A 14,981-nucleotide genomic window follows, 5' to 3' on the forward strand; every position below is an offset into this window, starting at 1 on the left:
TGTTCTTATTGCCCAGGTCTTCCATTTGCCGATCGCCCAAATCGTTGCTTGGTCGCTAAGCTATGAAGCGGTCTGGTCCGTTGATAAGCAGTTCGGGTATGTTTCAGCTTTATTGAAGACAAACGTTTTCGTTTCCTTAAGAAAAATCAGCTACACTTTATATCTTTGGCACGGGAAGGCAAACAAAAAGGGTATATCGCAGCGGATGGAGGAGCTTAACGTTCGTTTTTCGAGCGAAATCAAAACAACCCCCGGGCCGATGACAGGCTCGGGGGTTGTCTTTTTTGTCGTCAAATTTTCCTGAACAGGCCGATCACTTTGCCCAAAATGGTCACGTTCCGGAGCAGAATCGGCTTCAGGCTCGAGTTTTCCGGCTGCAGGCGGATATGATCCTTTTCCTTATAGAACGTTTTTACGGTCGCTTCGTCGTCTTCGGTCATCGCGACGACAATCTCGCCGTTGGACGCGGTGGACTGCTGGCGCACGATCACGATGTCGCCGTCGTGGATGCCGGCTTCGATCATGCTGTCCCCGACGACATTCAGCATGAACACGTTCTGATCCCCCACAAAATGGGCGGGAAGCGGAAAATACTCCTCGATGTTCTCGGTGGCGAGAATCGGTGTGCCGGCGGTTACTTTGCCGATCAGCGGAACCTTGGCGACCTGCAGGTCGAATTCCGGCGTATCCTCGTCGTCGAGCACCTCGATGGCGCGCGGCTTGGTCGGGTCGCGGCGGATCAGCCCTTTCTTCTCCAGACGGTCCAAATGGCCGTGCACCGTCGAACTGGAAGCCAGTCCGACCGCTTCCCCGATCTCCCGAACGGACGGAGGATAACCTTTTTCCCGAACTTCGTTCTTGATAAATGTTAATATGGCTTGTTGTCGGCTGGACAGCTTCGTCAATGGTATCACTCCAAGTGGAAATTATTTTCTAGTATAACACAGAACCGGAGTTCGCACAAACAAAAGTTCCCGAAACATTTGTTCGCAAAATCATTGACACAAACACTTGTTCGTGATACGATGCGATCAGAACAAATGTTTGGGGGTTGTCCGCCATGTATCAACCGAATGCATTCCATGACGTTTCATCTTGGACCGCTCAACATAAATCGAACCGCGATGCCGTTTCCCGCCGCAAAATTGCCGCTCGAATTCTGATCCTGTTCGCATTGGCGGCCGCAAGCTTTCTGTGCGGCACACTCGTTCAGGTTAACGCTTCGGAAGAGAAAGCGGCCGCAACCGCCGCGGAGCCTCGCAAAATCTACGTCGAACACGGAGACACGTTGTGGGAGATCGCCAAGGAGATTGCGCGCCCCGGCGAAGATATACGCAAAGTCGTTTACGACATACAGAAGGCGAACGGCTTGAAGAACGCTTATCTGAGGGAAGGGCAAGAACTGGTTCTGCCGCCGCGCCCTTGAGACGGACCTAGCGCCTTGACAAACGCACCCTCCCGGTGTCAAAGTAAGGGGAGCGGTCCGAAAGGCCGTTCAACTCTCAAAGCGGGAGGGATACAGCATGACTCATGAGGAGCTTGTGAACCGCATCAACGAATTGGCGCGCAAGGCGAAAACTGCCGGCGGCCTGACGGACGCGGAAGTCGAGGAGCGCAATCGGCTGCGGCGGCGGTATATCGATGCATTCCGAACGTCTCTTCGCAATCAGCTCGACAATATTCGGTTTACGGACGAAGTCAAACAACCGATCCAACATTAAGGCCGGTCTTTCGTCCGGAAACGTTGGACATGTTCCTATATTTTCGGTATGATCGAAGACGAAACTTTTACTTTTCAGTTCATCTTTGGAGGCTTGGCGGATCATGTCGCGAAAATGGGAACGAATGGTCGAACGGAATGCGAAAAAATCGAACAAACTGCGACAAAAGCAGGGTAAGCCCGCATTAACGAGGCAAGCGGACTTCGAAATCGTAAAAGGACGCAGTCTAGTGCTTCCGATTGCCTTTTTGCTGATTGCCCTGTTTTTTCTGTTGACCGCTGCGCCCGATACGAGCGGTTCTTATTGGTTTACGGTTTTGAGCTATCCGGCCTTGGCCGCCCTGTATTACTTCGTATACCGGCCTTATCTGAAGATCGGCAAAGATTGGCTGGGCGTGCGCCGTTGGTTTATCGAACAACGGATCGCCGCTGCCGACGTGAAGTCGGTGATCCGGTCCGGCGGTCATATCGTCCTGGAATACAACAAACAGGGAAAAACGTCGCGTCTCGTTTTCTCGAAGGTGTTGAATCTGTATCCGATCGAGAAGCTTGACGAATCGCTGCGCCGGTTCGCGGCCCAACACGGAGTCCGTTACGAGCTCGAGAGCAAATAACGGGGGCCATTCGGAGGAGAGAGAGAGAACATGATCAAAGCGGTATTATTCGATCTGGACGATACGTTGTTATGGGATGAGCGCAGCGTAAAAGAATCGTTGGAAGCGACTTGCCGATACGCGGCGGAATTGACGGGGGTAGACCCGGAACGGCTGGAGGAATCGCTTCGGCGCGAAGCCCGCGCCTTGTACGAAAGCTACGAAACGTTCCCGTTCACGAAAATGATCGGGATCAACCCGTTCGAAGGACTGTGGGGAAATTTCTCGCAGGGCGAGCTGGACGGATTCGTCAAGCTGCGGGAGCTGGCGCCGAAGTATCGGGCGGAATCGTGGACGCGCGCTTTGCTGGCGCTTGGCGTGGACAAGCCCGATCTGGGCTGCGAGCTTGGCGAACGGTTCGCGTCGGAGCGGCGCAACCGGCCGATCGTCTACGAGGAGACATTCGAAGTGCTGGATCGCCTCAAAGGCAATTACTCGCTGCTGCTGCTGACGAACGGTTCTCCCGATCTGCAGCAGGAAAAGCTGGACATGGTTCCCGAACTTATTCCTTACTTCGACCATATCGTTATATCGGGTCAGTTCGGCGAAGGAAAACCTTCCGCCAACTTGTTCAAGCATGCCGTTCGGCTGCTGGGGATCGAGCCTCACGAAGGCGTCATGATCGGGGACAAGCTGACGACCGATATATTGGGTGCAAACGGCATCGGCATGCCTTCCGTCTGGATCAACCGGCATGGCGTCGAGCGTACCGACGAAATTGTGCCCGCCTACGAAATTTCAAGCTTGCGCGAGCTGCCGGAGCTGCTGATTCGAATCGGCTGAACCGGCGCCGTTCGGAACGACGGCGGGATCGTGCCGCTGGATAAAAAAGCCTGCCCCGAATCGGGAGCAGGCTTTTTTATCGGGTTAAGCTTTTTGGAACGTCGGATCTTCATACGGATGGGCGATCCATCCTTCGGTCTCGATGAACAGGCGGACGGCGACGATTTTTTTGCTGTCCATCAGCGTGAAGAAGTGCGGTTTGTTTTCCGGGACGGAGATGACGTCGCCGGCTTGCAGCTCGACATCGAAGTAGCCGACGTCGTCCGTGCCTTTGATGATGAAGATGCCTTCGCCGGCCGTAATGGCGCGGACTTCATCTTCGGTGTGCGTATGCACCTGTTCGAATTTCTTCAGCAGTTCCTCCAGGTTCGGAGTCGCTTCCGACAGGGCGACGATGTCCCAAGTCCGGTAACCGCGGCGGGCGGCGAGATCGCGAATCTCCGCGTCGTACGTGGATAGGATGGTTGCCTTCTCCTCGTCGGACAAGACGAATTTTTCCCGAAGTTCCTCGGGCAGTTTGGAAGCGTCCCAGTGCTCGTAAAGCACTCCTTGTTGATCGAGGAAGCTGCGCACTTCCTCTTCGCCGGTGATCCGTTCGTTGGTGTTGCGGATACGAATTTGGGCCATCTGAATCCCTTCCTTATCATGATTTCAATATCGCTATTATATTGGATTTTACCCCTTGTGTCGACCGATGGCAAGATAAATTATTAAAAACCTACCCGAAAAGTATGATATGATAAATACGGGTTCCGTGAAAAGGCAACACTTGCTTTTCATCAAGTTTCATTTCTGATACACTTAGGGATAAATTTGCTCATCTTCTTATCCTATAGATTATGGCGTTATACCCGACACTGGAGTGTGAAAGGCGTGGCCAAACCTTCTCTTCGAGAACGAATTCGAGATAAAATATTAATTTTGGACGGCGCGATGGGCACGATGATCCAGCAAGCCGACTTGACGGCAAGCGATTTCGGCGGCGAAGCGCTGGAAGGATGCAACGAGATGCTCGTGCTGACGCGTCCCGATCTGATCCGGGGCATTCATGAGGCGTATTTCGAGGCGGGAGCCGATATCGTGGAGACGAACACGTTCGGCGCGACAAGTGTCGTTCTGGCCGAATACGATATTCCGGAGAAGGCCCGCGAGATCAACATCGCAGCGGCGAAGCTGGCGATCGCGGCGGCGGAGAAATATTCGACGCCCGAGCAACCCCGTTACGTGGCCGGCGCGATGGGCCCGACGACCAAGACGTTGTCCGTTACGGGCGGCGTGACGTTCGACGAGCTTGTCGAATCGTATTTCGAGCAGGCGCTGGCGTTGATCGAAGCCGGAGTCGACGCGCTGCTGCTGGAGACGTCCCAGGATACGCTGAACGTCAAAGCGGGCAGCATCGGCATCCGCAAAGCATTCGAAGCAGCCGGCAAAGAGCTGCCGCTGATGATCTCCGGCACGATCGAACCGATGGGGACGACGCTGGCCGGACAAAATATCGAATCGTTTTATATTTCGCTCGAGCATTTGAAGCCGATCTCCATCGGCTTGAACTGCGCGACGGGACCGGAATTTATGAAGGACCATATCCGGACGCTGGCGGGTATCGCCCGTACGGCGGTCAGTTGTTATCCGAACGCCGGTCTGCCCGACGAGAACGGCCAGTACCACGAATCGCCCGAATCGCTGGCGAAAAAACTGGCCGGCTTCGCCGAGCAGGGCTGGCTGAACATCGCGGGCGGCTGCTGCGGCACGACGCCGGCCCATATCCGCGCGATCGCGGAGACGATGAGCCGGTACAAGCCCCGCACGCAGTTCGGCAATCATCTCCCGGCCGTATCCGGCATCGAAACCGTCTATATCGAAGAAGAAAACCGACCGTATATGGTCGGGGAGCGGACGAACGTGCTCGGCTCCCGCAAGTTCAAACGGCTGATCGCCGAGGGAAAATACGAGGAAGCGGCCGAGATCGCGCGCGCTCAGGTGAAGAACGGCGCCCACGTCATCGACGTCTGCCTCCAGGACCCGGACCGCGACGAGGCGGCCGATTTGGAGAAATTCCTGCGGGAAGTCGTCAAAAAGGTAAAAGTGCCGCTCGTCATCGATACGACCGACCCGAAGGCGCTGGAGCTCGCGCTGAAATATTCGCAGGGCAAAGCTATAATTAACTCCATTAATCTTGAAGACGGCGAAGAAAAATTCGAACGCGTCGTGCCGCTGATCCACCGGTACGGAGCGGCGGTTGTCGTGGGCACCATCGACGAGCACGGACAGGCGATCACGGCGAAAGACAAGCTGGAGGTGGCCCGGCGTTCGTACGATCTGCTCGTCAACAAATACGGCGTCGCTCCGGAGGATATTATTTTCGACCCGCTTGTGTTCCCCGTCGGGACAGGGGACGAGCAGTATATCGGCTCGGCGAAGGAAACGATCGAAGGCATCCGCCTGATTAAGGAAGCGATGCCGGCGACGCTGTCCATCCTGGGCGTGTCGAACGTGTCGTTCGGCTTGCCGGACGCAGGCCGCGAGGTGCTGAACGCCGTCTACTTGTATCACTGCACGAAGGCCGGACTGACGTACGCGATCGTCAACACGGAGAAGCTGGAGCGCTATGCGTCCATCCCGGAAGAAGAACGCCGCCTCGCGGAACGGCTGATTTTCGAGACAAGCGAAGAGACGCTGGCCGAATTCGTCGCGTATTTCCGCGTCAAAAAAGTCGACAAAAAAGAAAAAGTATCGAACCTGACGCTTGAGGAGCGCCTCGCCTCTTATGTTGTGGAGGGCACGAAGGAAGGGCTGTTCCCCGATCTGACGGAAGCGCTGAAGAAATATTCGCCGCTGGAGATCATCAACGGCCCGCTCATGAAGGGCATGGAAGAGGTCGGCCGCCTGTTCAACAACAACGAACTGATCGTAGCCGAAGTGCTGCAGAGCGCGGAAGTGATGAAAGCGTCCGTCGCGTTTCTCGAACCGTATATGGAGAAGACGGAATCCGCGGTCAAAGGCAAAATTTTGCTCGCCACCGTCAAGGGTGATGTGCACGACATCGGCAAAAACCTCGTAGAGATCATTTTGTCCAACAACGGCTACCAGGTCGTCAACCTCGGCATCAAGGTTCCGCCGGAGCAGTTGATCGAGGCTTACAGGGCGGAGAAGCCGGATGCGATCGGCTTGTCCGGCCTTCTGGTCAAATCCGCGCAGCAGATGGTCGTCACCGCGCAGGATCTCAAGGCCGCCGGCATCGACGTGCCGATTCTCGTCGGGGGAGCGGCTCTGACGCGCAAATTCACGACAACCCGGATTCTTCCGGAGTACGACGGCCTCGTGCTGTACGCGAAGGACGCGATGGACGGCCTCGATCTGGCGAACAAGCTGTCCGATCCGAAAGAACGCCAGAAGCTGATCGACGATCTGCGCCGCTCCCGGGAGTCGCATGTACAGGATTCCGGCAAAAAATCGGCGTCGAACGTAACGCTGACGCGGGCTGTCCGTTCGTCGGTGGACCGCAATGCGCCCGTATTCGTGCCGCCGGACCTGGAGCGCCACGTCTTGCGAGACTACCCGTTGGATTATATTTACCCGTATGTCAACATGCAAATGCTGTTGGGACACCACCTCGGACTGAAGGGCAAGGTCGACAAGCTGCTGGAGGAGAAAGATCCGAAGGCGGTCGAGCTGAAGACGGTTATCGACGAGTTGTTCCAGGAGGCCAAGCGGGAAGGGCTGATCCGCGCGAACGCGATGTATCGCTTCTTCCCGGCGCAATCCGACGGCAACGACATCCTCGTCTACGATCCGGAGGATCACAGCCGCGTCCTGGAGCGGTTCAGCTTCCCGCGCCAGTCCGTCGAGCCTTACCTGTGTCTGGCGGATTTCCTGAAATCCGTGGACAGCGGCCAGATGGATTATGTCGGATTTCTCGTCGTGACGGCGGGGCAGGGCATTCGCGAGAAGGCCGAGGAATGGCGGGCCAAAGGCGATTACCTGCGCTCCCACGCGCTTCAGGCGTTCGCTCTCGAGATGGCGGAAGGGCTCGCCGAGCGGGTTCACCACATGATGCGGGACGTCTGGGGCTTCCCGGACCCGGCCGATATGACGATGCAGCAGCGCTGGGGCGCCCGTTACCAGGGCATCCGCGTATCGTTCGGCTATCCGGCCTGCCCGAATCTGGAGGATCAGGCGCAACTGTTCCGTCTCATAAACCCGCAGGATATCGGCGTGGAGCTGACCGAAGGCTTTATGATGGAACCCGAAGCCTCCGTCTCCGCGATGGTGTTCGCGCATCCGGAAGCGCGCTATTTTAACGTGGACAAGGCCGAATAACCGGAACAAAGGAGGGGTGGTCGTGGATCTGTTGTTTTTGGGGACGGGGGCGGGCATGCCCTCGAGGGAACGCAATGTATCGGCGATCGCCCTGCGCCTTCACGAGGAGCGGTCGTCGTTCTGGCTGTTCGATTGCGGCGAAGGCACGCAGCATCAGGTGCTGCGCTCCCCGCTTCGCCTGAGCAAGCTCGAATATATTTTTATTACCCATCTGCACGGCGACCACTTGTACGGACTGCCCGGCCTGCTCTCCAGCAGGTCGAATCAAGGCGGCGAGACGCCGGTGACGATATTCGGCCCAAAAGGGCTGAAGGATTATTTGAAAATATCGCTGGAGGTCAGCGAAACGTATCTCCGGTACGACTGGAAGGTGGTCGAGCTGGGGGAAACGGGCGGCACGGTGATCGACGACGGTCAGTTCGAGGTCACCGCGAAGCCGCTCGACCACCGGATCGCCTGCTTCGGCTACCGCGTGCACGAGTACGACCGCCCGGGCACGCTGCTGATCGACAAGCTGAAGGCGGCCGGTGTTCCGCCCGGTCCGGTCTACGGCAGGCTGAAGGCGGGGGAAACGGTCACGCTGGAGGACGGCCGAACGCTGAACGGAGCGGAATTCGTCGGACCGCCGGAGAAGGGCAGAGTCGTCGCGATCCTGGGCGACACGCGACCTTGCCCCGAAGCGGTGGAGCTGGCGTCCGGCGCCGATGTGCTCGTTCACGAGGCGACGTTCGACGCGGAGCTGGCCGAGCTGGCGAAGCAATTTCACCACTCCACCTCCCGGCAGGCGGCCGAGATCGCCCGGAAGGCGGGGGCGAAGCAGCTCGTGCTGACACATATCAGCTCGAGATATCAGGAATCGGGCGCCGAAGTTCTGCTGGAGCAGGCCAGGGAGCTGCTGCCCGGCACGACGGTGGCGGAAGACGGAGCCGTCGTCCCGGTTCGGCGTCGGCCATGATCTTGCGGAAACGGGCGAAAACGCGCGCAATCAGGCAAACCGAATGCAGACGGATGCCGTTTTCCGCCGGATCGTGTATAATCGTGCATAATCGGGAAACGATAGGCACATGATAATGGGGACCAGAGTTGAAAGCGAGGAACGATGGGTGAAATGGATTGAAGTGGAAGCGTCCGGACCCCTGTACGGAAGCGTGCGCATACCCGGGGCGAAAAACAGCTCGCTGGCCCTCGTCGCTGCCGCCTGCATGGCTGACGATCCGGTGACGCTGATCGGCATTCCCGATCTGCTCGATATCCGGGTCATCGGTTCGATGTGCGAGGATTTGGGCATTCGAATCGCACGCTCCCCGATCGACGGATCGATGACGGTCGACGCCAGCCGGATCCGGCATGCGTCGCTGGATGTCGGCAAGTCGTCTTCGTTTCGCGCCTCTTATTATTTCGTCGGGGCGCTGTTGGGCAAATTCGGCAAGGTGCGGATCGGGTATCCGGGCGGCGACGACTTCGTCTCCCGTCCGATCGACCAGCATATAAAAGCATGGCGCGCGATGGGCGCCGAAGTATTTCCGTCGGACGACCATTATGAGGTGAGGGCGTCTTCGCGCCTTCGCGGCGCGGACATTTATTTCGATACGATCACATCCGGCGCGACGATGAACACGCTGATGGCCGCAGCCACCGCCCGGGGCACGACGATTTTGCGCAATGCCGCGAGGGACCCCGAGGTTGTGGATACGGCCAATCTGCTGAATCAGATGGGCGCGCGGATCGTCGGTGCCGGGACGGACACGATCCGTATCGAAGGCGTGCCGAGCTTGCGCGGCTGCACGTACCAGGTCATTCCGGACCGGTTGATCGCCGGCGCGTTCCTTGCCGCTGCGGCGGCTACGGGCGGCAGCGTGACAGTGGAGGACGTCATCCCCGAGCATCTCGGTTCTTGTCTCGCGAAGTTGACCGAGATCGGCGTCGAGATCGAATCGGGCGATACATACGTCAGAGCCTCGTACGCCGGCAAGCTCCGGGCGGCAAGAATCCGCACGGGCATGTATCCGCTGTTCGCCACCGATCTCCAACAGCCGTTCACGGCGCTGCTGCTGCAGGCGCCGGGACGGAGCATCGTGAACGACCGGGTCTACCCGAACCGGTTCAGCCATGTGCCGCAATTGCGGCGGATGGGGGCATCGATCGAGATCAAAGGCTCGGCGGCGATTATCGACGGAGCGAGACCGCTGCGCGGGGATTGGGTGCACGCGACCGACGTGCGCGCCGGCACCTGTCTCGTCATGGCGGGATTGTGCGCCGAAGGCGTCACCCGGATCACCGGCGTCGAACATATCGAACGCGGGTACGAGGACGCGGTCGGCTTGTTCCGCTCGCTGGGAGCGAACATCCGATTCCGCGAGACGTCCGGTGAGGCGGAGCAGGGGGACTTCCGATGTTCGCCGAAGAACGCCAACGCCTGATTTTGTCGCTTCTGCAGCGGGAAGGCCGGGTCCGTGCGCGGGAGCTCGCGAAGTCGATAGGTGTGTCCATCGACTCCATCCGCAGGGATCTGGCGGTTCTGGAAGAAGCGGGGCGTCTGCGCCGCACCCACGGCGGGGCAGTGCCGTTGGCGCTGCCGCAGCCGCTACTTGACGGACTCGACCGGCACGAGCCTGTGCGGGAGCGCGCGCCGGCCGCGCCCTTCGCTTATGCGGCGACGGCGAGAGAAGGGACGGCCGGACTCGCGAAAACAAATCCGTTCGCGCTGGCGGCGGACGGGGATTTCAAAGAATTGGCCGCGGCTGCATCGGCCTGCATCGAACGGGGTGACCGTCTGTTTATCGGCGGTCATCCCGTCCATTTGACGTTGGCCGGATTGCTTGTGGAACGGGCGGCTCAGGCGACCGACGGCGACCGCATGTTCGAGGTGGTGACGCATGCTCCCGCCGCGGCGCTGATGCTGGCTTCTTCTCCGGCCATCCGCGTCTGGCTGTGCGGCGGCTGCCTGAGCGCCGGCGGTGTTGTTCTGGACGCGTCCGCCACCGATTTCGTGCGGGCCAGGAGGGTCGATCTGTGCCTGTGGGCCGGCGATGGATTCAGCTCGACGTACGGGGCGAGCATGGAACGTCCGGAGGAAGCCGATTTGTGGAGAGTCGCCCTGCAGTCCGCGCGCACGAGAATCGCCCTCTGCGACCGCCGGATCGTCGGGCACGAGGCGTTCGCCAAAGTGGCGGACGCGTCCGAATTCGACGCCGTTCTGCTGGATCCCGCGGTTCCGCCGGACCAGAGGCGGCAATTGGAGTCGGCCGGCCTGCCTCTGGTGGCGCCGGACGGTTTCGGTCCGCCGCTTTAACGCACATTTTCGGGCATTCGCCTATATAATAGAGCACAGGCACGGGAGGGAAGGTCATGAAATCGTACCATTTTGTCGGGATCAAAGGGTCCGGCATGAGCGCGCTTGCGCAAATCCTTCACGATCAAGGTCATCGCGTGCAAGGTGCGGATATCGCGGAACGTTTGTTTACCCAGACGAGGCTGGAAGACCGGAACATTCCGATTTACGTCTTCGGGGAAAGTCCGCTCCATCCGGACCTGGAGGTGATCGCTTCCAATGCCTTCAGCGACGACCATCCCGAATTGATTCGCTGCCGCGACCATAGGCTGCCGATTTCGCGCTACCACCATTTTCTGGGCAAATGGCTTCGCGGCTATTCGAGCATTGCCATTACCGGGGCGCACGGCAAAACGACGACGACGGGGCTGATGGCTCACGTATTTTCCAAGATCGCGCCGACCAGCAGTCTGATCGGCGACGGCACCGGCAGCGGCATGCCCGACAGCAAGTATTTCGTGTTCGAGGCATGCGAGTACCGCAGGCATTTTTTGGCGTACCATCCCGATATCGCGGTGATTACGAACATCGATTTCGACCATCCCGATTACTTCAGCGGGATCGACGACGTCCGGAGCGCCTTTCAGCAGATGATCGATCAAGTCGGCAGGCAAATCATCGCCTGCGGCGAGGACGATCAGGTGCGGCTGCTGCGGCCGCGAGTTCCGATGCTGCTGTACGGCTTCGGCAGCCGCAACGATCTGCAGGCAAGAGACATTGCGGTGACGCCGGCCGGAACGTCGTTTGACGCGTATTTGCGCGACCGCGCGCTGGGGCGTTTCACGATCCCGATGTTCGGGCGCCACAACGTCCTGAACGCGCTGGCCGTCATCGGCACGGCGTTCCACTCGGATCTGCCGATGGAGGAAGTGCGCGAAGCGATGAAGACGTTCGGGGGCGTCAAGCGCCGCTTCTCCGAGAAGCCGTGGATCGGCAACAACATTTTGATCGACGATTACGCGCATCACCCGGCGGAGATCCGGGCGACAATCGATGCCGTCCGCTCCAAATACCCGGACCGCCGGATCGTCAGCGTCTTCCAGCCGCATACGTTCAGCCGGCTGGAGCAGTTTCTCGACGATTTCGCCGAGTCGCTCCGGGCGTCGGACGACGTCTACTTGTGCGGCATATTCGGCTCCGCGCGGGAGGCGTCGGGGACGATTCGGATCGAGCAGCTTCAGGACCGGGTGCCGGGAGCGAAGCTGATCGGGGAGGACTCCGTCGGCCAACTGTTGGATTACCGTGACTCGGTAATCGTCTTTATGGGAGCCGGCGACATTCAGAAGTACCAGCGGCGGCTGGAGCAGCTCGTATAATTCGGAAAGGATGAAAGAGACCTTCGGGACATTCATGTTCCGGGGTCTCGTTTGTTTTCAGGCGCGTTAACCAAATCTTAACTTTCGGGGGGAGGAAAGTCATCATGGATACGGGAAGCCATCTCATATTCGGGCTGACGCTCGCAGGACTCGCTTGGAACGATCCGGCCGTGTCGTCCGATCCCAACCTGGCGCTCGCCGTCGGAACCGCGGCGGTGCTCGGATCGAACGCCCCGGACGCGGACGGAATTGCAAGGCTTCGAGGCCGTTCGTTCTATGTCCGGCACCATCGGGGCTGGTCCCACGCTTGGCCAAGCTGGTTCGCCTGGGCGGCGCTCATCGCGGTTCCGGTCTCGCTGATCTTCGGCGTTCCGGAACATGCGGGCAAAGTGTACGGCTGGACGTTTGCCGCCGTGGCGCTGCACGTCCTGCTGGACGCGTTGAACGCGTACGGCGTCCAATGCTTGCGGCCGTTCAGCCGGAGATGGGTTCATCTCGACGCGCTTCCTTTGTTCGATCCCGTCATCGCCGCTGTTCACCTGGCCGGCCTCGCGGGCTGGATCTTCGGGCTGCCGCCCGGGCCGGTCTTCGCCGGCGTGTACGCCGCGACGTTCGGGTACGCAGGCGTCCGCTGGGCGGTGACGGCATGGCTGCAAAGACGGGTCCCGGCGCACATCGGACTCGCAGGCCGATGCATGATCGTGCCGGGGTTATGGCTTCGCCGCTGGCAATTCGTGATCGAGACGGATCGGGCGTATGTGACGGGCCACGCAATCCTCACCCGAAGCGGGCGGCCCGCCATCCTCGTGCGCGAGCGGTACGAGAAGAGCGTCGGCGAAGATCACGAGGTGATCCGCTCGACGCTGCAGACGGACGGCGTCCGCGCATTTCTGGGGTTCGCCCAGTACGTCTACGTCAGATGGGCGAAGTCGGGAGACGGCTACGAGGTGCAGTGGCGGGATGTCCGCTTCTGGAACGACAGGGAGCTGCCGTTCGGGGTGGACGTTCAGTTGGACCGCGATCTGAAGGTTGTGCGCGACCGGATCGGGTGGAACAAACGGTATTGGGAAGCGCCTTACGTGTAAACGGCATACAATCGAACATCCGCCGCTCCGACGCGCAGGGCGGCGTTTTTTATTTCGGGGCCGGATCGCGCAAAAAAAACCGGAGGTCCCCAAGGGACTTCCGGTTCGTTGCGTCAGATTGTCACTCGGCTGCGACGGATTGCTTGATCGCTTTCTCGAGACCTTGCCACCCGAGCAAGGAACAGTTGTGGCGGGCGCGGAGCTTGTGCACGCCGGACAGCGCCAGCGCGTCCCCGAGCAAGTCCTCGTCTTCGGGAATAACCCCCTGCCGGATCATGTCGTTGAAATGCCCGATCAGCTCCTTGGCCTGTTCGACGGTTTTGCCCTTGACCAGTTCGGTCATCATCGAGCAGGAAGCCATGCTGATGGAGCAGCCTTCGCCTTCGAACTTGATGTCGGCGATCCGGCCGGACTCGTCCACGTTCATATACAGCACGACGACGTCGCCGCAGGTCGGGTTTTTGTACGGAAGGCTGAACGCTCCTCCGGTCGTATCCAGCTTGCCTCGGTTGCGGGGATTTTTATAATGATCCATGACGATTTGTTTGTATAGGTTCTCTAGCACGTCCGTTCACCTCTGGATTGTCGCTGTTTCGATTATTGTACACCTCCCGGGGAAGCGTGGCAAGGGAACGGCGGAGCGCTTTCGAAGCAATTGCGGCGCTCCGGCGAATGGTCGGAATCGTCCGAATCGCGCAAATACTTTCCCGGGAAAGCGCAGGAAATGACAGGAGGCGCGGTTAAATTCCAACGCCGACCCGCCACGAACGCTCGGAATTCGACAGCTTCTCCCCGGCTCGAACATCGATGGTGGCCGGGAAACGGCCGATCTGTCGAACGAGCGGCGGGAAATACAATCGCGCGGAAGGGCTCGCGCACCGGTTATGGGAATAAGCACCCGGGGATTGGCAAAAATAACCGAAGAACAGTCGGCGGGGGGAGCGTATATGCCGGAATTGCCCGAAATGGAAAACTACCGGAGGCTGCTGGGCGGTCTGATCCTCAACCGGCCGGTGACGGACACGGAGATTACCCGCGAGAAATCGGTTAACGTGCCGCCCGACCGGTTCGATCGTCTGCTGAAGGGACAACCGGTAACGGCTATTGACCGGAGGGCGAAGCATCTGATCTTCCGCCTCGCTTCGGGAGAGGCGCTTGTCCTGCACCTGATGCTGGGCGGCGTGATTTACTGCGGCTCGGCGGCGGACAAGCCGGATCGGACCGTGCAGGTGCGGATCGGCTTCGGGGAGCGGAATCTGTATTTCATCGGACTGAGGCTGGGTTATCTGCACGTGGAGACGGCGGACGGGCTAACGCGCCGATTCGCCGGACTCGGGCCCGAACCGTTCGACCCGGAGCTGACGCCGCGCGCTTTCGCGGAGAAACTCGCAGCCCGACGGGGCACGCTCAAAAGCGCGCTGGTCGATCAATCGTTTATCGCCGGCATCGGCAACTGCTACAGCGACGAAATCTGCTTCGACGCGGAGATTCTGCCTTCCCGCGCGCCGGCCTCGCTGACGCCGCAGGAGGCGGAGCGGCTGTTCGCTTCGATGCGGAGCTTGCTCGCGGACGCGACGGCTCACGGCGGCTATATGGACATGCCGCTGTATCCCGGCGACACGCTGACCGGCGGCTACGACCGCTTGTGCCGCGTGTACGACCGGGAGGGGGAACCGTGCGTTAGATGCGGCAGCCCGATACGGCGCGGGGAAGTTTCCTCGAAAAAATCGTTTGCGTGCACGGTCTGCCAGCATTAGCGTCCGGCTTCAAACC

General features: G+C 59.5%; 14 protein-coding genes. 11 read left to right on the forward strand and 3 right to left on the reverse strand.

Features of this window, described 5'->3' with window-relative positions:
* Positions 1-290 precede the first annotated feature (290 nt).
* On the reverse strand, positions 291-905 hold the full coding sequence (gene lexA / locus FE781_RS08090; RefSeq protein ID WP_138789184.1) for a transcriptional repressor LexA: 615 nt from the start codon (positions 903-905) through the stop codon (positions 291-293).
* 155 nt (positions 906-1,060) lie between these two features.
* Between lexA and FE781_RS08095 the strand changes: the two genes are divergently transcribed.
* The 4 genes from FE781_RS08095 (at position 1,061) to FE781_RS08110 (ending at position 3,156) form a co-directional block, all read left to right on the forward strand.
* Positions 1,061-1,426 carry a LysM peptidoglycan-binding domain-containing protein gene (locus FE781_RS08095; RefSeq protein ID WP_138789111.1) on the forward strand — a complete coding sequence of 122 codons (366 nt, stop codon included), beginning with the start codon at positions 1,061-1,063 and terminating at the stop codon, positions 1,424-1,426.
* Between the two features lie 97 nt (positions 1,427-1,523).
* Positions 1,524-1,721, forward strand: coding sequence for a DUF896 domain-containing protein (locus FE781_RS08100; RefSeq protein ID WP_138789112.1), 198 nt, complete (start codon positions 1,524-1,526; stop codon positions 1,719-1,721).
* A 103-nt stretch (positions 1,722-1,824) separates the two neighbouring features.
* The gene (locus FE781_RS08105; protein WP_138789113.1) at positions 1,825-2,334 is read left to right on the forward strand and encodes a hypothetical protein; all 510 of its coding nucleotides are present in this window, start codon (positions 1,825-1,827) and stop codon (positions 2,332-2,334) included.
* 30 nt (positions 2,335-2,364) lie between these two features.
* Positions 2,365-3,156 (forward strand): HAD family hydrolase, encoded by a 792-nt coding sequence (locus FE781_RS08110; protein WP_138789114.1) that lies wholly within the window; start codon positions 2,365-2,367, stop codon positions 3,154-3,156.
* Between the two features lie 84 nt (positions 3,157-3,240).
* On the opposite strand, the gene FE781_RS08115 is transcribed toward FE781_RS08110, so the two are convergent.
* Entirely contained in the window at positions 3,241-3,783 is a 543-nt protein-coding gene (locus tag FE781_RS08115) for a 1,2-dihydroxy-3-keto-5-methylthiopentene dioxygenase (protein ID WP_138789115.1), read from the reverse strand.
* A gap of 246 nt (positions 3,784-4,029) precedes the next feature.
* On the opposite strand from FE781_RS08115, the gene metH reads away from it, so the two are divergent.
* From metH to FE781_RS08145, 6 genes are all read left to right on the forward strand, one after another.
* Complete coding sequence (gene metH / locus FE781_RS08120; protein ID WP_138789116.1) at positions 4,030-7,476, forward strand: methionine synthase; 3,447 nt, start codon at positions 4,030-4,032, stop codon at positions 7,474-7,476.
* A 22-nt stretch (positions 7,477-7,498) separates the two neighbouring features.
* On the forward strand, positions 7,499-8,431 hold the full coding sequence (gene rnz / locus FE781_RS08125; RefSeq protein ID WP_138789117.1) for a ribonuclease Z: 933 nt from the start codon (positions 7,499-7,501) through the stop codon (positions 8,429-8,431).
* Between the two features lie 148 nt (positions 8,432-8,579).
* Positions 8,580-9,896 carry a UDP-N-acetylglucosamine 1-carboxyvinyltransferase gene (murA, locus tag FE781_RS08130; RefSeq protein ID WP_138789118.1) on the forward strand — a complete coding sequence of 439 codons (1,317 nt, stop codon included), beginning with the start codon at positions 8,580-8,582 and terminating at the stop codon, positions 9,894-9,896.
* Positions 9,869-10,768 carry a DeoR/GlpR family DNA-binding transcription regulator gene (locus tag FE781_RS17420; RefSeq protein ID WP_170209461.1) on the forward strand — a complete coding sequence of 300 codons (900 nt, stop codon included), beginning with the start codon at positions 9,869-9,871 and terminating at the stop codon, positions 10,766-10,768. Before murA ends, FE781_RS17420 begins: the two co-directional genes overlap by 28 nt.
* Positions 10,769-10,824: 56 nt before the next feature.
* Positions 10,825-12,123: a UDP-N-acetylmuramate--L-alanine ligase gene (gene murC, locus FE781_RS08140; RefSeq protein ID WP_138789119.1), complete on the forward strand. Its 1,299-nt coding sequence runs from the start codon at positions 10,825-10,827 to the stop codon at positions 12,121-12,123.
* A 104-nt stretch (positions 12,124-12,227) separates the two neighbouring features.
* Positions 12,228-13,208: a metal-dependent hydrolase gene (locus FE781_RS08145; protein WP_138789120.1), complete on the forward strand. Its 981-nt coding sequence runs from the start codon at positions 12,228-12,230 to the stop codon at positions 13,206-13,208.
* A 121-nt stretch (positions 13,209-13,329) separates the two neighbouring features.
* On the opposite strand, the gene sufU is transcribed toward FE781_RS08145, so the two are convergent.
* Positions 13,330-13,773, reverse strand: coding sequence for a Fe-S cluster assembly sulfur transfer protein SufU (gene sufU / locus FE781_RS08150; RefSeq protein WP_281281880.1), 444 nt, complete (start codon positions 13,771-13,773; stop codon positions 13,330-13,332).
* A 382-nt stretch (positions 13,774-14,155) separates the two neighbouring features.
* On the opposite strand from sufU, the gene FE781_RS08155 reads away from it, so the two are divergent.
* Positions 14,156-14,965, forward strand: coding sequence for an Fpg/Nei family DNA glycosylase (locus tag FE781_RS08155; protein WP_138789121.1), 810 nt, complete (start codon positions 14,156-14,158; stop codon positions 14,963-14,965).
* The last annotated feature ends 16 nt before the right edge of the window (positions 14,966-14,981 follow it).

The organism is Paenibacillus thermoaerophilus (assembly GCF_005938195.1).
In the GTDB taxonomy this organism is placed as follows: Bacteria; Bacillota; Bacilli; order Paenibacillales; family Reconciliibacillaceae; genus Paenibacillus_W; species Paenibacillus_W thermoaerophilus.